The sequence below is a fragment of the Halorubrum sp. Eb13 genome (genome assembly GCF_002252895.1).
Taxonomy (GTDB): domain Archaea; phylum Halobacteriota; class Halobacteria; order Halobacteriales; family Haloferacaceae; genus Halorubrum.
The window spans coordinates 104,543-124,178 of the sequence record NZ_NHPE01000042.1; the positions used below are offsets into that span (position 1 = coordinate 104,543).

Sequence of the window (19,636 nt, forward strand, 5' to 3'; positions counted from 1 at the left end):
ATCGGGTATGGACCACGAGACACAGTCGGTCGCCGCTCTCCTCTCCGACGTCGCGTCGGCGTCGGTGTCACCGGCCAGCGGCACCGTCGGCGGCGTCGTCGGGGCGATGGGGACGTCGCTCTGTGAGATGGTCTGTATTCACCTGCAGGAGGCGGACCTGAACACCGACGCCGACCTCGCCGAGCTCCGGCGGACGCTCGAGTCGGATCGAGAGCGCCTGTTGACGCTCGCGGAGGCGGACGCGGCGGTCGTCGAGGCGGTGTTCGGCACGAACGGGGTCGACGAGGATCCGACGATGGACGAACGAGCGACGGGGGTGCCGCTCGCGCTCGCCGAGACCTGTCTGGCCGTGCTCGAGACGGCGACGGTCGTGACCGGGGCGGCGGACCGTCCCGTCGTCGTCGACGCCGGGATCGGCGCGTCCTTCGTCGACGCCGCGCTCCGGAGCGCGCTCTTCACCGCGCGGATCAACGCCGCGTCGGCCGACGACGAGTCGTTCCGCGCGGAGACGGAGCGCCGCGCGACCGACATCGAGGCGGCGGCGGACGACGCGGTCCGACTGGCGACGCAGAACGCGGGGACCGACCGAATCGACCGCTCGGCGGAGTAGGTCGACACGGCCGAAGCGCTTAGGAGCGTGGTCGTGGTACGCCAAGGCGGCCAGAGGGAATGTCAGTAGAGTTCCGAACGCTGATCCGCGGGTTCATGTGCGTCGGTGGGGTCGTCTTCGCGGTCTCGGGCGCGGTCACGGGATCGCTGTTCGAGGTGGTATTCGGTGTGTTCGCCGCGGTCCTCGGCGGATTCGGGCTGTGGTGGGACCACCGCGAATCGTCGGACGAGACGTAGCTCGTCCCCCGATCCGTCTCCCGGGAGCGGGCCGCTGGGCTCGACGGCGGCGCGACCGTCGCGAGATCCGTCGACGGGGTCCGAACCGGGGTCGCCCTGCGGCCACCGCGTTTCCCCGCCTCTTCACCGGGAGCCGGAGGCCGTTCCGGGCTGCGGAACGTATAAACGACCCGCACGACGTACTGCAGACGATGGACGACCTCGTCCCGAAGGGAGCCACCGTTCTCGCGGTCCTGTTCGCAGTGGGTGCCTTCGTCACGCTGTTCGCGCAGCGCCCGGTCGTCGCCGGCACCCTCTTCGTGTTCACCGCGTTCTCGATCTATATCAGGGAGACCAATAAGTGAAAGAACACTTCGGGGCCGCAGGACGGGTCCGAACGGGCTGATCGGGGGATGCCCCGTATCGACCCGCCCTGCGGCCCCGACCGGACGCCGAGCGGCCCCAGTCGAGTCGCGTATTGCACAACATGTCTGAGATGTGTTATACCCGAACCTATTTCATTTGTACTGAGTGATATCAGTTCGCACCTATGTTCGAGAACATTCTCATCGCTACCGACGGAAGCGAACAGTCGGAGGCATCCGTTAGCAAGGGGCTCGACTTGGCGGAGTCGCTCGGCTCACACGTGCACTCGGTGTACGTGGTCGAAACGGAGGCGACCTACATTCTGACCGTCGGGCTGGGCGACGACGAGATGGAGGAGTACAAGCAGTACGGCGAGGAGACGGTCACTGGCGTCGTCGATCGGGCGGCGGATCGCGGCCTCGACGGGACCGGCGTGGTCCGAACCGGTAACGTCGCCGCCGAGATCGTGGAGTACGCCGAGAACAACGACATCGATCTCATCGTAACGGGCAAGCAGGGACGGGGCGCGATAAGCAAGTACATCGGGAGTACCGCCGAGAAGGTCGCACGGATGTCGGACGTCCCGGTGACGATCGTCGGGAAGGGTGCCAAGTGAGTCATCGACGCGACGGGATCCGAACGGGACGACCGCGCCATCGCACGGGCCGGCCCTGACGCTCCCGAGAGCGACGCTTCCGTTTTATTCGGACATGGATCCCGCTCCGATCGTTTGTAATACTCTTCAGGCTGCAACCCCTAGGGCGTCGTATGGACATGATCGTCGTACAGATATCGTCCGACCTCCTCAGCGGGGCGTTCACGCTCGCGGTTATCGCGGGGGGACTCCTGCTTCTCGGCGGGCTCGTCTCCTTCGGCGTCTTCATCTACCGATCTGTCAAGGGCGACGGCATGCGTGATCCCCAGGAAGTCGCTCCGGAGAAAGCGACCGATTCCGACGAGGTCACCGAGGGCAACCCGGACGACGAGTGGGACTACTACTGACGCGATCGGGTTACCGTTCCGCCGGAGCGCGTTCGCGGCGAGACGGCGGGACCACTCCGCGGAGCGACGCATCACGGCCTGCTCGATACCTACCGATGACCGCGGTGAGCGCGTCGAAATCGAGTCCGAGAGGGCTCACGCGGCGGCGTCTCCTCGGGTGATCCCGATCCGTGCGGACTGAGTCCGAACCACGAAATGCACGTAAACCGACAGTATGTGTTGCTCGGAGCGGATACTGTTGTTCGAAACAACAAGTTCCTTTTTATTTATATTATCCGAAGCATACTTACGGGTACGGCCAAGCCACCTTACGTGTCAACACCACTCATGCGTATGGATAACGCGTATGATGCGTGTACAGCACAACCAGACCGAAGATAACGATCCAAATCATGACGAACAAACGGCGACGTACCACGATTACGAGGGAGGTATCGTATGAGTGATAGCGAAGACGACGGAGGATTCGGTGGTGAAGGCCTCCAGGTAGAGCTGTTCAACGCGGATACCGACCGTGAGCCGGGCGACACGAACAAGCAGTTCAGCATCGGGGACACGAAGGTCCTCGACGTCCACCCGCAGGTGTTCAGCATCTCGGCGTTGGTGATCGTCGCGTTCATTGGATTATCACTGGCGTTCCCGGACCAAGCGAGTACGCTCTACAACGACGTACGGACCGGTATCTCGGAGGTCTTCGGTTGGTTCTTCATCCTGGTCGCGAACGTGTTCATCGTGTTCATGGTGTACCTCGCCCTGAGCAAGTACGGAAAGATCAGGCTCGGGGGAGTCAACGCTGACAAGGAGTTCAGCGACATCTCATGGGTCGCGATGCTGTTCAGCGCCGGGATGGGGATCGGCCTCATGTTCTTCGGCGTCGCGGAGCCGGTCTGGCACTTCTTCGACCCGCACTTGGGTGCAGAGAGCGCGTCGCAGGCTTCGGCGCAGGTGGCTATGGCAGTCTCGTTATACCACTGGGGTTTCCACCCGTGGGCGATATACGCGCTCGTGGGACTGTCGCTGGCGTTCTTCTCGTTCAACCGCGGTCTGCCGTTGACCTTCCGGTCGATCTTCTGGCCGGTTCTGGGTGAACGCATCTACGGGTGGCCCGGCCACATCATCGACATCCTGACCGTGTTCGCGACGTTGTTCGGGCTGACGACCTCTCTCGGGTTGGGGGCCCAACAGATAAACGCCGGACTCAATTTCCTCGGCGGAAACGTCGGTGCGGCGCCCGCGGTCCCGTTCGGAACGCCCGTCCAGGTCGCGATCATCGCCGGCGTGACCGCGGTCGCCGTGTTATCGGTCGCGGCGGGACTCGACGGCGGCGTCCGGCGGCTCAGCAATCTGAACCTCTTCTTGATGTTCACGTTGCTGACGGCGGTCATCGTCCTCGGTCCCACCCTGTTCATCTTCGAGATGATCCCGCAGGGGCTCGGACAGTACTTCGGGAACTTCTTCGACCTCGCGTTCTACGCGGGTGCGGTCACCGAGCCGTACTTCCAGGGGTCGGCCTACTACGGCCCCGGCGGAGACGGCGAGGGACTGTTCCTCGTCGACTGGACCGTGTTCTACTGGGCGTGGTGGATCGCCTGGTCGCCGTTCGTGGGGATGTTCATCGCCCGGATCTCGAAGGGGCGCACCGTCCGTGAGTTCATCAGCGGGGTGCTCATCCTGCCGGTGCTGTTCTCGGTGCTCTGGTTCGCGGCCCTCGGCGGGAGCGCACTCAGCATCGAGCTGTCCAGCGGTGCCGTGAGCGCCGCGATGTTCGCGGAAGGAGTGCAGGTGCCGAGAGCAGTCGCCCTGTTCTCGATGCTCCAGCAACTGCCCGGGACGATAATCCTGTCCTCGCTCTCGGTGCTCCTCGTGGCGACGTTCTTCATCACGTCGTCGGACTCGGGGTCGCTGGTCATCGATCACCTGACCTCGGGCGGCAAGCACGACGCGCCCGTCGCGATGCGCGTCTTCTGGGCCGTCACCGAGGGCGTCGTCGCCTCGACGCTGCTCATCGCCGGCGGCTCGCAGGGGCTAGCCGCGCTCCAAGCCGCGGCCATCTCGACCGGCTTACCGTTCGCGTTCATCCTCGTGTTCATGATGTACGCGATCAAGAAGGGACTGGACACCGAGTACCAGATCCTCGAGTCGAAGGAGTTCCAGGAGCGCGTCCAGGAGATGGCCGAGGAGGGCGAAGTCGTCATCGAGAGAGAGGGCGGCGAGGTCGTTACCGACATCACGAGCGGGGAGGGTGAACCGGGCGACTGATCGTCCGCGGTTCACCTCGTAGCGCGTCGGAAGCAGCCTCGTTTCGCTTCTTTTTGACCGTCACGGCGCCGCAGCGGCGCGTCACGCACTCGAGCGTTCCGTTAGGACCTATCGGACTCGTCGGACTCGTCTTCGACCATCACCCGCGTGAGGTTGGTCTCGTCGGTATCGTAGCCCAACCATAAACCAAGAAACACCGCGACCGAGAGGACGTACACCGGAAAGAGCACGAGGGTCACCGTCGTGTGAAGCGGGTCCGTCACGGAGAGCACGTTGGCCCAGTAGAGGAGCGCGACGCAGGCGACTCCCCCGGCGGCGCCGACCCAGAGACCGACGTCGAAGGTCCGGTCCGCGATTGGGCCCGGTGGTTTGTTCGAGTAAGTCACGATTTCGTTAGGCTGAGCAGGGCAAAAAGCGACTCGGATACGTCCCGCTACAGCTCGTAGTCGTGTTGGTACTCCCAGTGGTACTGACACTCGGTGCAGGACGCGAACTCGGGCACGTCCATCATCTCGGGATGGCGGATGCCGTGGTCCAACCGCCGCTGGCAGTGTGGACAGACGAGCGCGATCAGTTCGAACTCGTCGAACTCCTCGGGGGAGCGCTCCATGGTACAGTTCGGACAGTCGAGGAAGTCGTTGGCAAACTCGTGAGTGAACGAGTGTCGACAGGAGGAACATCGAACGACCGCGGGCGGGCGCTTCGCCCAGCCGACGCTGCCCCGCTTGAACGTCGTGTGCGCCTCGGGAACCGCCATGGTGAACGTCTCGGGACCGTCACGAGTCCACGGCGGGTCGAGGATGAACATCGCTGCCGCCTTCAGCCGATCCAACATCATGCATTTTATGACATCAAGTCGGATAAGCACCGCGGCCGTTCTGACACCGCTCACCGGCGGGAGACGAGCGATCGGCTGAAACCGACCTGAGACCGAAGGACTCCCACGGCGCGCCGTGACGACACAGGTCGTCAACTGACAGTCACGTTCTGCCGAAGACAGATTCATTCGTGCTCAGCGCCCCCTATGTGATACATGACGTACGATACGGTCGCGGCAGTCGATCCGGCGGCGGCGGACGCGCTCGACGGCGAGCGAGAGCGACAGGAGGGCACCTTGGCGATGATCGCCTCGGAGAACCACGCGTCTGAGGCCGTCATGCAGGCCCAGAGCTCCGAGCTGACAAACAAGTACGCCGAGGGGTACCCCGGTGAGCGCTACTACGCCGGCTGCGAGCGCGCCGACGAGATCGAGGAGCTCGCGATCGAACGCGCCAAGCAGCTCTGGGGCGCCGAGCACGTCAACGTGCAGCCGCACGCCGGGACGCAGGCGAACATGGGCGTCTACCTCGCGATGCTAGACCCCGGAGACAGGATCCTCTCGCTTGAGCTCGAACACGGCGGCCACCTCTCGCACGGGCATCCCGCCAACTTCGCCGGGAAGCTCTACGAGGTCGAACAGTACGAGGTCGACCCCGAGACCGGGTACATCGACTACGAGGGGCTCCGGGAGACCGCGGCGGAGTTCGATCCGGACATCGTGGTCTCCGGCTACTCCGCGTACCCCCGCGAGGTCGATTTCGAGCGCATCCAAACGGCGGCCGACGCGGTCGACGCCTACCACCTCGCGGACATCGCGCACATCACCGGGCTCGTCGCCGCCGGCGTCCACCCCTCGCCGGTCGGCGTCGCGGACTTCGTCACCGGCTCGACCCACAAGACGATCCGGGCCGGCCGCGGCGGGATCGTGATGTGCGACGCGGAGCACGCCGACGACATCGACGCGTCGGTGTTTCCCGGCGCGCAGGGCGGCCCGCTGATGCACAACGTCGCCGGCAAGGCGGTGGGGTTCAAGGAGGCGCTCGAACCCGAGTTCGAGGCGTACGCACGCCAGGTCGTCGACAACGCCGCCGCGCTCGGCGAGCAGCTCCAGGAACGCGGTCTCGAACTCGTGTCGGGCGGCACCGACACCCACCTCGTGTTGGCCGACCTCCGCCCATCCCATCCGGATACCGCCGGCAAGGCGGTCGAGGGCGCCCTCGAATCCGCAGGGATCGTTCTCAACGCCAACACGGTTCCGGGGGAGACGCGCTCGGCGTTCAACCCCTCGGGGATCCGGGCCGGCACGGCCGCGCTGACGACCCGTGGCTTCGACGAGGCCGCCTGCCGGGAGGTCGCCGACCTGATCGCCGACATCGTCGACGACCCGGAGGACGGGGCGACGGTGGAGCGGGTGTCGGACCGCGTCGACGCCCTCACCGACGAGTTCCCGCTCTACCGGTAGCTCACGACCCCACCGGCCCGCGCTGTCCGAGGGACCCGCGAGTCCCCGCCCTTCGAAGGACCCGCGAGTCCCCGCGAGTCTCCGCGAGTCCCCGCGTACGGGTATCCGACGGTACTTTCCGTCCAGGGTCGCCGCGGAGGGTGCCCTCGCGGCGTCGCCGGCGCGTCCCGTCGAGCGCGACTCGTCACGCCGCGACTGCGCTCGGAAGCCGACAGAAAAGAAAACGTGAGACTGAGGTCTCTCGAACGTCGACGCGATCGGCGAGGAAGGGACCCCCGCCTCGGGACCCTCCCCGAACGCGGGTCAGGGGCCAAGGCGAGCCGCGACTACTCGGGTCTGAACCGAACGGTGTCGCTCAGTCGTTCGAGCTGGCCTCCTGCTTCGCGCTGAGCTTGGCCTGTTCGCGGGCGCTCGGGTTGACGGACTCCTTGAACGGAATCTTCGCCGCGGTGGCGAACACCGGCTCGCCGGGCTCCTCGGCGTACTCGTCGGGCAGATGTACCTCGAACTCGAGGTCGAGGTCCTCGTCGTACACCGAGTCGTTCAGCGGGACGTCGGTCTCGGCCTCGATCATCTCGGCTGGCACGAAGCCCATCCCGATGTTGGTCTCGAGATCGGGGTTGTACCACGGGGACGTCAGGTAGCCGACCTCGTCGCCGCTGTCGGGATCGGAGACGAGCCAGAAGTCCGGCGCGTAGTCGTGGATCGGCTCGCCGGCCATCTTCATCCCGATCATCTTGTGGTTGAACGGGTAGTTGCCGTTCTCGATCTGTTCTTTCTGCTCCTCGAGCGCCTCCTTACCGATGTAGTCGACGTCCTTGTCGTCGGGGACGTGGTAGCCGAGGTTGACCTGGAACGGCGACGTCTCGTGGTCGAGGTCCTGGCCCCACGACATGATGCCCGCGGCGATCCGTCGGTGGTGACCGGGAGCGATCTGCATCCCGCCGTGGTCGAGGACGCTCTCGTGGACCTGATCCCAGACCCGCTCGCCGTACTTCGAGGCCTCCTTGACGTAGATCTCGAAGCCCTTCTCGCCGGAGAACCCGGTCTGACTGATAAGCACGTCGACGCCGTCGACCTGCGACTCCATCAGCCCGTAGTAGGGGATCTCGCTGACCTCGTCGCCGACGACGTCAACCATCACGTCCTCAGAGAGCGGCCCCTGGATCTGCATCGGGGCGACGTCGATCTCGTCGATCTCGACGTCGAAGTCCATGCCGACGTTTACGCCTTGCAGCCACTGCATCAGCGTGTTGTCCGAGATGGAGAACCAGAACTCGTCCTCGGCCGGCCGGAGCAGCACCGGGTCGTTCAGGACGCCGCCGTCCTCGTTACAGAGGATGACGTACTTGCCGTCCATCGCGTCCATGGAGCTCACGTCGCGGGTGACAACGTGGTTGGTGAGCGCCTCGGCGTCCGGACCCTTCACGCGGATCTGACGCTCGACGGCGACGTCCCAGATGGTTACGCTGTTGGTCAGCGCTTCGTACTCGGCCATAGCGCCCCCGTCTTCGGGCTCGACCAGCCCGCGCGGGTGGTAGAGACGGTTGTAGACGGTACACCGCCAAGCGCCGTTCTCGTTGAACGATTTATCGAAGAACGGTGACTTTCGAACGCGCGTCGAGACGAGCATCTCGATCCCCGGATCTCCGGTCTGCCGGAGGTTGCGAGGTAGCGTTCGGTCTGACTGGTCAACACTCGGATAGTTTGGATGGTCCTGCTCGTGGGACATTCTTATAGATAGAAAATGTAATGAACAATAAAGCCGAGCATGAAAAACTCCCCCCTTTTATTACAGCACCCGTCTCGGCGGCCCTCGGAGGCCTCGAGTACGTGGTAGTATCGCGTCGACCGGTCCGCTCGAGGATCTCGGGGGCTCAGCACCCGAGGGCCGAGTTGCCGGTCACTGTTCGGGGCCCTCGGTGGCGATCGTCGCCGCGACGAGGTTCCGCATACCGCGCCGCAGCCGACCGCTCACGGCTGTCGACGACAGCCCTAGTTCGTCGGCGAGTTCGTCGAGCGACATCTCGCGCGGTTCGACGAAGTACCCGTTCTCGTAGGCGATCAACAGCGTCTGCCGCTGTTCGTCGGTCAGCCCGTAGGAGGGCCCGGAATCCGTTGTTTCGTTGTCGTGAATCTCGACGATGTCCAGTTGCATGCCGTTCTCCGTGGCGTGGTCCCAGACGTCGCTCAGCGCGGCTCTGTCGGGGAGGAGCAATCGCACCAGCCACCCGTTCCGCTCGGACTCGGTGTGGATGAGGAACCCGTTGGCGTCCGAGACGGCCGTGCTGATCAGCTCCGTCTCCGACGTGTGTTCGATGTAGTACACCCCGGTCCCGTCGGACCACTCGATGAGCTCGTACTCCCCGACGGTCGGGTCCGACTCCAGTGCTCGTTCGAGCCCGTCGCGGTCCCCGTACTCGACGAGAAACGGGAACTCAGAGGACCCGGGGTCCGTGGTGCCCTGCGTTACGACCTCGATGTCGGCCCCGTCGAGCCGCCGTAACGTGGGCACCAGCGCGAGACGTTCGTGCTCCACGTGGAGCGTGACTATGATCGACATGCTGGTACGTCAGTGTCCGTGCGCCCGGGAAACGTCGCGTTCCGGAGTCGAAGCGTTTCGGGGCGTCGGTCGTGTTCGCAATTACGCCCGTTTGATATAAATCGTGTTGCTTCCGGGGCGGACGGTGTTCAGAGACGGATTGAAAGGTGAGACGGGGCGTTTTCAAAGTGATCTATGCCCGAAAACGACCGTCTCAGCGGCTGTTTAGACGAGATCAACTTAGAGTTTGTGGAGCGAGAGGCAACACCGAAGTTGTTGATGAAGCTTAGTATTCAGCTCCACCTTGCTTGATTATCGCTTTCGAATACTGTTTCGTTTCTTGAGGTATTCGGTGTTGATCGGGTTCGATCCACCGTTCATAACTGGGTTCACAAGGCCGATCTACAGCCGGAGGCTGGTCGAAGCCCGAATCACGTTGCGGTCGATGAAACCGTGATTCAGCTTGATCATAAACAGTATTGGCTGTACGCCGCCGTCGATCCCGACTCAAACGATTTACTCCACACAAGGCTTGAGCCGACAAGAACAAACGTGATCGCAGATCAGTTTTTCGCGGAGCTTCGCGAAAAACACGACGTGGATGACGCGATATTTCTCGTTGATGGTGCGGTTCCACTTCACCGAGCATGTGAAAAACATGGCCTCGATTTCAGAGACGAACGACATGGAAATCGGAACAGCGTCGAACGTGTCTTCCGTGAGATAAAACGCAGAACTACCAGTCTCTCAAACTGTTTCAGCAACACCAAAGCAGAAACTGCTAACAAGTGGCTCAGATCGTTCAGCTTCGCATGGAATCAGCTTATCTGAACACGAGGCCGGGGCGGTCCGGTCGTGAGCGCTCCGCCGTCGACTCGTGAGCCCCCCGGCCATACCGAACGCAGACCGCTTTGGAGACGAGGCCGTCGAAACCGCAGAGAGGAGGCCGTCGAAACCGCGGAGAGGGGGCCGTCGAAACCGCGGAGACGTTTCCGGTGGCGCGTCCGCAGTGCATGACAAGTAAAAGATTAAATATGTTACGTAGCTATTAACCGGTAGGCGGTGAGGTGATCAGCATCCTTCGTATCGAGTTCCAGACGTCGCTGTCGGGGGTCGTCGGCGAGATAACCGACCGGGTTCCAGCGGCGCGTTCGATCACGTTCGAGAACGCGTTCTACGCGGACGACGGCGACTGGATCGAGTCGCTACTCGTCACGTCCGAGTCGTCGTTCGACCCCGAATCGGTGTTGACGGACCTCTCTCGCGTCGAACTGTTCCACCACGAGCAGGTGGTGGGCGACTCGAACGAGCCGACATATCGGTTGACGGTCGTCGCTCACGAACCGTATCCGTTCCTGCTCGGCGTCATACTGCGTGAGAGTGCGATTCCGAACCGGCTGGAGCTCCGAAACGGCTACTTCCGAGGGGTGGTCACCGTCAACGAGTGGGAGTCGTTCCGAGCGCTCGCGGACAGGATTCAGGACCGGTTCGGTCGGTTCGAGCTCTTGAGCGTGAACCAGGTCGAGACGACGGGTGAACCGCTCGGAAGCGGACAGCTCGGACGAGCGCTGCGTAACGAACTCTCGCCCGAGCAGGTGACCGTGCTGCGGACCGCTCATCGGATGGGGTACTTCGACGTTCCGCGACGTGTGTCGGCGGACGACATCGCCTCCGAACTCGACATCGCTCAGTCGACGCTCAGCGAACGACTGCGACTCGCCGAGAAGCGGCTCTTCGACCTCGTCTTCTCGGCCGCCGGCGACTCCTCTTCCGACGGCGCCCCCGGCGAATGAACGCGCGGTCCCTTTCCCTTCTCGCTCTCCACCCCGAAGCAGAGCGGATCGCCGCCCGCGACCCGCCGAGGGCCCACGCGCCGGTCTCGGTGGAGCACTCGCGAGGGGTCCCGCGTCGAGAGCTGAGCGCTCCCGGTCGGAACGGCCGACTGGAGCGCCCCGCTCGGTCTCGCCGCCGATATCCCTCATAAAGAATGATGATTATTGGCCGGTATCGGGAGTAGGTACAACCAATCGACGGCGATACGTGTGACCGGGATGCCACAAGATACCACATTCGAGATCGAGACGGGCACGAAATCACGGCGACGGTTCATCCAGATCGCGGGCGCGACGGGGATGGCGGGGGTGGCCGGCTGCGGCGGTCTCGGCGGAGACGACGGCGGCGACGGCGGCGACGGCGGGAACGGAACCGACGGCGACGAGATGGACGGCGACGGCGGCGACGGCACGGACGGCGGCGAGGCCCAGTCGATCGAGACGCGGTTCTGGGAGGAGTGGCCGGTCGACACGAAGGGGTCCGACGTCAACGACGAGGCGATCCAGTTCGAGTACACCGCCGTCGAGGGGCAGGCCGTCCCGGCGGTGGACACGCACTTCGCGCAGGCCGAGACCCCGTGGATGCGGGAGTTCGCGCTCCTCGTCCAGCAGTCGCTGAACGACATCGGCGTCGGCGTCAACCTGATTAACGTCCAGCCGAGCACCCGCTACGGCGAGTTCTGGCGGGCCGACGTGGGCCATCCGGTGCCGATAACGATGAACCTCCACGGACCGGACCCGCAGCGCGGGCTCGACCCGAACCCGTTCCTGATGCGGGCGCACCCTGAGACGGGCGGGAACTACTACAACTACAAGAACGACGAGGTCACTGAGCTGCTCGACGAGCAGGCGTCGACGATCGGCGACCAGGAGGCGCGCGCCGAGATCTGCCACGAGGTCCAGCGCAAACTCAGCGAGGACGCCTACCTCATCGCGGCGAACTTCCCGGACGTCATCACCGTGGCCAACACCGCCGACTGGGAGGGGTACGTGCCGACCCCCGGCAACGGGACGACGCGCGACTCGTTCATCTGGACGCAGGTCAACCTCCAGCCGCAGGGCGACTCGACGACCTGGGTGAAGGGGGTCACCTCGGGAATGCAGGGGACGAACCTCCCGTTCTCCAGCGGCGGTCAGGAGGAGAAGCGCCTCCTGAACGTCTACGACGGGCTCTTCGACGCCTCGCCGCAGCTCGAGATCGTCCCGGCGCTGGCGACGAACGCCGACGTCGTCGACGACACCACCGTCGAGATGGACCTCAGGGAGGGCGTCGAGTGGCACGACGGCGAGTCGTTCGGTCCGAGCGACGTGAAGTTCAGCGTCGAGTTCTACCAGGAGAACAACGCGCCCCAGCAGGCCGCGTTCATCCGGACGATCGACTCCGTGGAGGTGCTCTCGGAGACCGGCGGCGGCCGCGTCCGGTTCAACCTCACGGAGCCGGACGCCGCGTTCCTCACCCAGCGGGTCGTCCGCAGCGCCATCATCCCGGAGCACCGCTGGTCTGACGTCGACAGCCCCAGCGAGTACAACCCCGAGAACCCGGTCGGCACCGGCCCGTTCTCGTTCGTCAACTGGGAGCAGGGGTCGGAGCTCCGCCTCGAAAAGCACGAGAACAACTGGATGTGGGACGACGACGTCCGCGAGGAGCTGCTCGGGGAGTACTTCGTCCCCGGCGACGGGATCGACGAGATGGTTCACGCCAACGTCGGGAACGTCTCCACGCTCATCGGCGCGATGCAGTCCGGCGACATCGACGCCATCGGGACGACGGTCTCGAACGCGCAGGCCGACCGCGCGGCGAACCCGAGCGGCGTCGAGAAGCAGACCTCGCGGAACTACGTCCCCACGGACGTCCACCTCAGTCACCTCGTCCCGCTGTTCCGGGACAAGACGTTCCGCGTGGCGCTGTCGCACGCCTTCGACAAGGAGGGGTTCGTCGAGAACACGCTCGGCGGTCGCGGCGAGGCGATCGAGGGGCAGAACCTGATCACGCCGCTTTTGACCCCCTACCACGGCGAGACCGAGCCGTACGAGTACGACGTCGACGCCGCTCGAACGATGCTCCGGGAGGCCGGCTACACGTTCGACGGCGACGACAACCTCGTCTGGCCTGAGGGCGACGCGTGGGACGCCTTCGCCGAGCGCGTCGACAACGGGCACGCGTCCCGCGCCGACCTCGATCAGCCGGACTTCTCGTAGAGGACCTCCAACTATCCATGAGTTTTCGACGATTTTTAATAAAGCGCACCATCATCGCGGCGTTGCTGACCCTGATCGCCGTCAGTATCATCTTCGCCACGCTGCGCCTGCTGCCCGCCGACCCGTTCAGCGCGCTCGTGGCGTCGGGGTCGTTGACGCCGGAGGAGGTCGAACAGATACGGGCGATGTACGGGCTCGACGACCCGATATACGTCCAGTACCTCAGGTACATCCAGAACCTGTTCACGTTCCAGTTCGGAATCTCGCTCACCCAGCAGCGGCCGGTCGGCGAGATCATCATCCCCGCGCTGGTCAACACGCTCGTTCTCCTGCTGCCGGCGCTCGTCACGACCGCGATAGTCAGTTCCCTCGCCGGGATGTACGCCGGCTGGAACCGCGGATCGTGGTTCGAACAGTCGAGCATCGTCGTCACCACGGTGTTCCGCGCCACGCCCATCTTCGTGACCGGCATCTTCCTGCTCATCATCTTCTCGTACGGGTTGGGGTGGCTACCCGCGTTCGGGATGCGGAGTCCGCTGGCCAATCCACAGGGGTACGTCGCGACGTTCGCCTCGGTTGACTTCCTGCGACACTACATCCTCCCGTTCACCGCGACGGTGCTGTTCTACAGCGGCGACTTCCTGATGCTCGCGCGCAACTCGGTCGTCGAGCGGAAGGGGTCGGAGTTCCTCATGCTCCACCGCGCGAAGGGGCTCTCCGAGATGGAGCAGCTGGGCCGCGCGGGCCGGAACTCGCTGCTCCCGCTCGTCACCTACTTCGCGCTTCGGACGGGGATGCTGTTCCAGGGCGTGATCACGCTGGAGGTGGTGTTCGCGTGGCCGGGGATCGGCCGCGCGCTCGTGCAGGCGATCCTCAATCAGGACTATCCGACAGTCCAGGCGGCCGTGTTCATCATGGCGCTCGCGGTCATCGTGATGAACCTCACCGCCGACCTCGCGTACGCGAAACTGGACCCGACCGTCGAAACGGGTGACGTCTGATGTCAGGATACAGCTTCGACACCGACACGGCGAGAGAACGGATCCGCTCCGAGCTCGAGCGAGCGGGACGCACGCTGCGGTTCGTGCTGCAGGACAACGCGGCGAAGGCCGGCTTCGCGGTCATCGTCGCCTTCGGATTCCTCGGCGTCTTCGGCCCGTACCTGGCGCCGTACCACCCGATCGAGGACACGCTGCAACAGGGCGGGTCGATGATGCGGCTCCAGCCGCCCGGCGGGAAGGCCCTGTTCGGGACGACGTCGTTCGGGAAGGACGTGTTGAGCCAGTTCCTCGCCGGCGCGCGGCCGACGCTGATCGTCGGCCTGTTCGGCGGCGTGGGGACGGGCGTCCTGGGCTTCCTCGTCGGCCTCACGAGCGGCTACTTCGGCGGCCGCGTCGACGAGTTCCTGATGCGGCTCACCGACCTCACGTTCGCGCTCCCGTTCCTGCCGATGGCGCTGGTGATCCTCTCGTTCGTGACGCCGAGCGTCTGGCTCATCACCGCCGTGCTCGTCGTCTTCTTATGGAAGATGCCGGCGCGGGTCATCCGCTCGGAGGTGATGACGGTCAAGGAGCGGACGTTCGTCAAGTCGGCCCGCGCCAGGGGCGCCGGCCACGCGCGGACGATGTTCCTCCACGTGGCGCCGAACGTCCTCGGGATCGGGTTCCTCTACACCGCCTACGCCGTCGGCTGGTCGATCGTCGCCGGGGCGTCGCTCGCGTTCCTCGGCTTCGGCGACCCGACGACGACCTCCTGGGGCCGGATGCTCCAGCAGGTGTTCCGGTCGGGCGCGATCCGCACCGCGTGGTGGTGGGTGTTGCCGCCGGCGATCGGCATCGGCGCGGTCACGACGGGCGTCTTCCTGGTCGGGCGGGCGTTCGAGGAGATAGTCAACCCCGACCTACAGACGGAGCAAGAATGAGTCTACTCGAAGTCGACGACGTGAAGATCGCGTATCGGATGCCCGGCGACGACGTCCACGCGGTCAACGGCGTCTCCTTCTCGATCGACGAGGGGGACAACTACGGGCTCGTCGGCGAGTCCGGCTGCGGGAAGTCGACGCTCGCGAAGTCCGTCCTCGGGCTGCTCGACGACAACGGCGAGGTCCGCCGAGGGAGCGTCCGGTTCGACGGGCGGGACCTGCTCGACCTCTCAGAGCGGGAGTGGCAGTCGGTCCGCTGGGAGGACATCGCCTACATCCCGCAGAGCGCGATGGACTCGCTGGACCCGGTGATGACCGTCGGCGCGCAGATCCGACAGGCGATCCGCAAACACCGGGACGTCTCGAAGGCGACGGCGAACGAGCGCGTCGCCGAGGTGTTCGAGATGGTCGGGCTCGACCCCGACCGGACCGGGAACTACCCGCACCAGTTCTCCGGCGGGATGCGCCAGCGCGTCACCATCGCGATGGCGCTCGCGCTGGACCCCGACCTCCTCATCGCCGACGAGCCGACCACCGGGCTGGACGTCATCGTCCAGGACAAGATCGTCGATAAGCTCATCGAGATCCAAGAGGAGATCGGCAGCTCCCTGCTCCTGATCACCCACGACGTCGGCGTCGTCGCCGAGACCTGCGACGAGACGTCGGTGCTGTACGGCGGGAAGGTGATGGAGCAGGGCGACACGGACCGGATCTTCGGGGCGCCGACCAACCCGTACACGATCGGGCTGAAGAACGCCTTCCCGGAGGTCGACCAGTTCGACGAGCAGGCCATCTCCATCCCCGGCTCGCTCCCGGACCTCACCCGCGAGCCGACCGGGTGCGTGTTCCGCAACCGGTGTCCGTTCGCCACCGAGGAGTGCGAGGGGAGTCACCCGGCGCTGGTCGAGGTCGACGGACGGCTCTCCGCCTGCCACTACACCGACCGGGCGGACGAGATGCGGGCGGAGGCCGCCGACCCCGCGACGTGGGGGATCGACGTCCGCGACGAGGGCGACCGGACGGCGGGCGTCGGCAACGCCATCCTCGAGACGCGGGACCTCGAGAAGTGGTTCCGACAGCCACAGGGCATCCTCGACGACCTGCGCGGGGTCGACCCCGACTACGTCAAGGCCGTCAACGGCGTCGACCTCTCCGTCCGCGAGGGCGAGATCGTCGGTGTCGCCGGCGAGTCCGGCTGCGGGAAGTCGACGCTGGCGGAGGTGATCGCCGCGCTTCAGGACCGCACCGGCGGCGAGATCCTGATCGAGGGGACGCCCGTCGACGAGCTCCTCGGCGAGGACACCAAGGAGTTCCGCTCGCGGGTGCAGTTCATCTTCCAAGACCCGTTCGACTCGCTGAATCCCCGCCAGCGGGTTCGCGCCGCGGTGTCTGAGCCCCTGAAGATCCAGGGCCACGACGCCGAGACGATCGACCGCCGCGTCAGGCGGACCGTCGAGGACGTCGGGCTCCGCCCGGCCGAGAAGTACCTCGACCAGCTCCCGACCCAGCTGTCCGGCGGGGAGCGGCAGCGCGTCGCGATCGCGCAGGCGCTCGTCCTCGACCCGACGCTGCTCATCTGCGACGAGCCGGCGTCGATGCTCGACGTCTCGCTGAAGGCCAACATCCTCAACATCCTCAGGGAGAAGGCCGACGAGCGCGACATCGGCATCGTCTACATCTCGCACGACCTCGCGAGCCTCACGCAGATCGCCGACCGGCTGGCCGTGATGTACCTCGGTCGGATCGCCGAGGTCGGGGCCACGGAGGACGTCGTCACGGCGCCGAAACACCCCTACACGGCGTCGCTGCTGGCGGCCTCGCCGAAGACCGATCCCGCCGTCGACAGGCGGCGGGTGCTGTTGCCGGGGGAACCGCCGAACCCGGTCGACCTCCCCGGCGGGTGTAACTTCGCCCCGCGGTGTCCGAAGGCCGAAGAGACGTGTCGCGGCGAGGAGCCGGAGCGGTCGGCGTTCGCGGACGACGGCCACGAGGCCGCCTGCTACTTCCCGGTGGAGGACGTCGAGACCGAGCTGTTGGAGCGCTACGCCGCGGCCCGCGAGGAGGAGGTCGGCGAGGTCGTCGAGGACGGGCCGACGCTCTAGCCCGTCGGTCCCGTCCGGACCAGCGCGTCGACGGCCACGGGGCCGTCGGCCGTGACGACGACCGGGTTGAGGTCGAGCTCGGCGACCGCGTCGACCGCGGCCGCGAGGTCCCCGACGTTCGCGACCAGGTCGACGAACCCGTCGACGTCGAGCGGCTCGCTCCCGCGGCGATCGGTCAGCAGGTCCGCGAGCGCCGTGGCCTCGACGGCGCGGCGCGCGTCGCCCCGGGAGAACGGCGGGACGAGGGTCGCGGTCTCGTCGAGCGCCTCCACGAGGACCCCGCCCGGACCGACGGTGACCACCGATCCGAACACGTCGCCGGACCCGACGCCGAGGATGGCCTCGACGCCGTCCCCCACCATCGGCTGGACGAGCACGCCGGTGACGTCGTCCGCGTCGACGCGCGCCAGCGCGGCGTCCGTCACGTCCGCGTACGCCTTCCGGACCGCCGCGGGCGAGTCGAGCCCAAGCGCGACGGCCCCGGCGTCGGTCCGGTGGGGGAGCGCCGGCGAGTCGACCTTACAGACGACCGGGAAGCCGACATCGCGGGCGGCCGCGACGGCTTCCTCGACGTCGGTCGCCACCCGCGTCTCGACGACCGGGACGTCGTACGCGGCGAGCAGGGGCTCGGCCTCCGCCCACGTCAACACGCGTCCCCGCGGGAGCTCCGAGTCGGGGGCGCCGGCGCCGCCGTGCGCGTCGACACCGCCGGGCACGTCGAGCGCGCTCGCGAGGGCTTCCCGAGACGGCCGCTCGCTCACCCGAGCGCGGTCGGCGGCGTACTCGACCGTCGAGGCGACCGCGTCCAGACAGCGTCCCGGGTCCTCGTACACCGGCACGGACGCCCGCAGGCGAGCGTACGGCGGCGTCTCCGTCGGATCGTCCGGCGTCTTCCGTCCGGTCCAGAGGACGTACACCGGGTCGTCGGCGTCGTCGACGATCGCCTCGAGGTCCGCGGCGATCGTCTCCGCGCGCCCGTCGACGCCCGACAGCCCGATCGCGAACACGTAGGCGTCGAAGGCGTCGTCGGCCAGCACCGCGTCGGCGATCTCGGGGAGCACCGCCGCGCCGTACCCCCTGATGTCGGCCGGGTTGTTGAAGCCGCCGTACGTCAGGAGCTCCTCGATCCCGAGCAGCGTCGCCTCGGTCTCGCCGTCGACGTCGGGCAGCGACAGGTCGCGTTCGGCCGCCATGTCCGCGAGCAGGCTCGCGAGACCCCCGCTGGTCGAGGCGACGCAGACGCGGTCGCCGTCCGGCGTCCCGTACGCGGCGTGCGCGCTCGCTCGCGAGAGCAGGTCCGGGACGTCCGGGACCCGCTGTACGCCCGTCTGGTCGAAGGCGGCGTCCCAGGCGTCGTCGCTCCCGGTGAGCGATCCCGTGTGCGACAGCGTCGCCGCCTCCGCGAGCTCCGACCGCCCGACCTTCACCGTCAGCACCGGCGTCCCGTTCCGGACGGCGCGTTCGGTGACCCGCATGAACCGCTCCGGCTCGTCGACCCCCTCGACGTAGGCGCACACCACGTCGACGGTCTCCCGCGTCGAGAGGTACGCCACGTAGTCCGTCAGCGTCAGGTCGGCCTCGTTGCCCGTCGAGACGATGTGGCTGAAGTGGCGGTCCCGGTCGGCCGCCCGCTCGAAGAACGTAGTGAACGCCAGCGCGCCGGACTGGCTGACGAGGGCGATGCGCCCCGGCTCGGGGGCGCGCGAACACGTCGACGTGAGCGTCGCCCCGCGGGCGGCCATCACGCCGATGCAGTTCGGTCCGACGACGCGGATCCCGAGGTCGGCGGCGACCTCGGCCAGCCGCGCTTCGAGCTCCGCCCCCTCCTCGTCGGCCTCCGAGAACCCGGCGGAGAGCACGAGCGCGACCGGAACCCCTCGTTCGCCGGCCGCGGCGACGACGTCCACGACGTGCTCTCGCGGGACGCTCACCACCGCCAGATCGACGGTCTCGGGCACCCCGGAGACGCGGTCGTAACACCGGCGGCCCCAGACTTCCTCCCGGTTCGGGTTGACCGGGTAGAGCGCGCCCTCGTACCCGTATTCGAGGAGGTTGTTCACGAGGTTCCCCGAGTAAAACGAGTCGGGGCTGGCGCCCACGACCGCCACCGACTCGGGATCGAAGAGCGGGTCCAGCTCCGGGGCTGTGGGCGTCGCCTCGGCTGTCGACGGCGCGGTCGGAGCGTCGTCTCGTGGCATACGCGCCGGTTCCGCGGGGAGCCGCCTGTACCTGTGCCCGAACGGGCGCAATACACATCGCGTTTTATCACGGAGGCGGCCCGGATCGGCGACGGTCCGCTCGGCCGCG

At 66.3% G+C, this 19,636-nt stretch carries 17 protein-coding genes and 1 pseudogene; 13 read left to right on the forward strand and 5 right to left on the reverse strand.

The genetic code is table 11. The features are described 5' to 3' along the window. Positions 1-7 precede the first annotated feature (7 nt). The 6 genes from DJ75_RS05025 to DJ75_RS05040 all read left to right on the forward strand — a co-directional run bounded on the left by DJ75_RS05025 (position 8) and on the right by DJ75_RS05040 (position 4,452). A complete protein-coding gene (locus tag DJ75_RS05025) occupies positions 8-610 on the forward strand; it encodes a cyclodeaminase/cyclohydrolase family protein (protein ID WP_094523145.1) in 603 nt (200 codons plus the stop codon). A gap of 59 nt (positions 611-669) precedes the next feature. Then, complete coding sequence (locus tag DJ75_RS18510) at positions 670-846, forward strand: hypothetical protein (protein ID WP_158217267.1); 177 nt, start codon at positions 670-672, stop codon at positions 844-846. A gap of 191 nt (positions 847-1,037) precedes the next feature. Further along, positions 1,038-1,190, forward strand: a complete 153-nt coding sequence (locus DJ75_RS18515; RefSeq protein ID WP_176451068.1) for a hypothetical protein — start codon at positions 1,038-1,040, stop codon at positions 1,188-1,190. 185 nt (positions 1,191-1,375) lie between these two features. Then, positions 1,376-1,807 carry a universal stress protein gene (locus tag DJ75_RS05030; protein ID WP_094523147.1) on the forward strand — a complete coding sequence of 144 codons (432 nt, stop codon included), beginning with the start codon at positions 1,376-1,378 and terminating at the stop codon, positions 1,805-1,807. A gap of 152 nt (positions 1,808-1,959) precedes the next feature. Beyond that, the gene (locus DJ75_RS05035) at positions 1,960-2,193 is read left to right on the forward strand and encodes a hypothetical protein (RefSeq protein WP_094523149.1); all 234 of its coding nucleotides are present in this window, start codon (positions 1,960-1,962) and stop codon (positions 2,191-2,193) included. 438 nt (positions 2,194-2,631) lie between these two features. Beyond that, positions 2,632-4,452, forward strand: coding sequence for a BCCT family transporter (locus tag DJ75_RS05040; RefSeq protein WP_094523151.1), 1,821 nt, complete (start codon positions 2,632-2,634; stop codon positions 4,450-4,452). A 101-nt stretch (positions 4,453-4,553) separates the two neighbouring features. Here DJ75_RS05040 and DJ75_RS05045 read toward each other — a convergent pair whose 3' ends face one another. Together DJ75_RS05045 and DJ75_RS05050 are read right to left on the reverse strand one after the other, a co-directional pair. Beyond that, positions 4,554-4,838: a hypothetical protein gene (locus DJ75_RS05045; protein WP_094523153.1), complete on the reverse strand. Its 285-nt coding sequence runs from the start codon at positions 4,836-4,838 to the stop codon at positions 4,554-4,556. Between the two features lie 47 nt (positions 4,839-4,885). Continuing rightward, on the reverse strand, positions 4,886-5,290 hold the full coding sequence (locus tag DJ75_RS05050; protein WP_094589381.1) for a hypothetical protein: 405 nt from the start codon (positions 5,288-5,290) through the stop codon (positions 4,886-4,888). A 195-nt stretch (positions 5,291-5,485) separates the two neighbouring features. Here DJ75_RS05050 and glyA point away from each other — a divergent pair, with 195 nt between their 5' ends. Continuing rightward, positions 5,486-6,733 carry a serine hydroxymethyltransferase gene (gene glyA / locus DJ75_RS05055; protein ID WP_094523157.1) on the forward strand — a complete coding sequence of 416 codons (1,248 nt, stop codon included), beginning with the start codon at positions 5,486-5,488 and terminating at the stop codon, positions 6,731-6,733. Between the two features lie 355 nt (positions 6,734-7,088). Here glyA and DJ75_RS05060 read toward each other — a convergent pair whose 3' ends face one another. Further along, positions 7,089-8,465 carry a glycine cleavage system protein T gene (locus tag DJ75_RS05060; protein ID WP_094523159.1) on the reverse strand — a complete coding sequence of 459 codons (1,377 nt, stop codon included), beginning with the start codon at positions 8,463-8,465 and terminating at the stop codon, positions 7,089-7,091. A gap of 171 nt (positions 8,466-8,636) precedes the next feature. Next, positions 8,637-9,296 carry a helix-turn-helix domain-containing protein gene (locus DJ75_RS05065; RefSeq protein WP_094523161.1) on the reverse strand — a complete coding sequence of 220 codons (660 nt, stop codon included), beginning with the start codon at positions 9,294-9,296 and terminating at the stop codon, positions 8,637-8,639. Between the two features lie 174 nt (positions 9,297-9,470). Between DJ75_RS05065 and DJ75_RS05070 the strand changes: the two are divergent. From DJ75_RS05070 to DJ75_RS05095, 6 genes and pseudogenes are all read left to right on the forward strand, one after another. After that, a pseudogene (locus tag DJ75_RS05070) lies at positions 9,471-10,106 on the forward strand (IS6 family transposase). Between the two features lie 236 nt (positions 10,107-10,342). Then, positions 10,343-11,068 (forward strand): helix-turn-helix domain-containing protein, encoded by a 726-nt coding sequence (locus DJ75_RS05075; RefSeq protein WP_254921880.1) that lies wholly within the window; start codon positions 10,343-10,345, stop codon positions 11,066-11,068. A gap of 258 nt (positions 11,069-11,326) precedes the next feature. Then, positions 11,327-13,306, forward strand: a complete 1,980-nt coding sequence (locus DJ75_RS05080; RefSeq protein WP_094523163.1) for an ABC transporter substrate-binding protein — start codon at positions 11,327-11,329, stop codon at positions 13,304-13,306. Between the two features lie 17 nt (positions 13,307-13,323). Continuing rightward, the gene (locus DJ75_RS05085) at positions 13,324-14,307 is read left to right on the forward strand and encodes an ABC transporter permease (RefSeq protein WP_094523165.1); all 984 of its coding nucleotides are present in this window, start codon (positions 13,324-13,326) and stop codon (positions 14,305-14,307) included. Continuing rightward, the gene (locus tag DJ75_RS05090; RefSeq protein WP_094523167.1) at positions 14,307-15,227 is read left to right on the forward strand and encodes an ABC transporter permease; all 921 of its coding nucleotides are present in this window, start codon (positions 14,307-14,309) and stop codon (positions 15,225-15,227) included. The genes DJ75_RS05085 and DJ75_RS05090 overlap by 1 nt, the downstream gene beginning before the upstream one ends. Further along, complete coding sequence (locus DJ75_RS05095; RefSeq protein WP_094523168.1) at positions 15,224-17,329, forward strand: ABC transporter ATP-binding protein; 2,106 nt, start codon at positions 15,224-15,226, stop codon at positions 17,327-17,329. The genes DJ75_RS05090 and DJ75_RS05095 overlap by 4 nt, the downstream gene beginning before the upstream one ends. On the opposite strand, the gene DJ75_RS05100 is transcribed toward DJ75_RS05095, so the two are convergent. After that, positions 17,326-19,527, reverse strand: a complete 2,202-nt coding sequence (locus tag DJ75_RS05100; RefSeq protein ID WP_094523170.1) for an acetate--CoA ligase family protein — start codon at positions 19,525-19,527, stop codon at positions 17,326-17,328. The two genes, DJ75_RS05095 and DJ75_RS05100, sit on opposite strands and share 4 nt — an antisense overlap. Positions 19,528-19,636 lie beyond the last annotated feature (109 nt).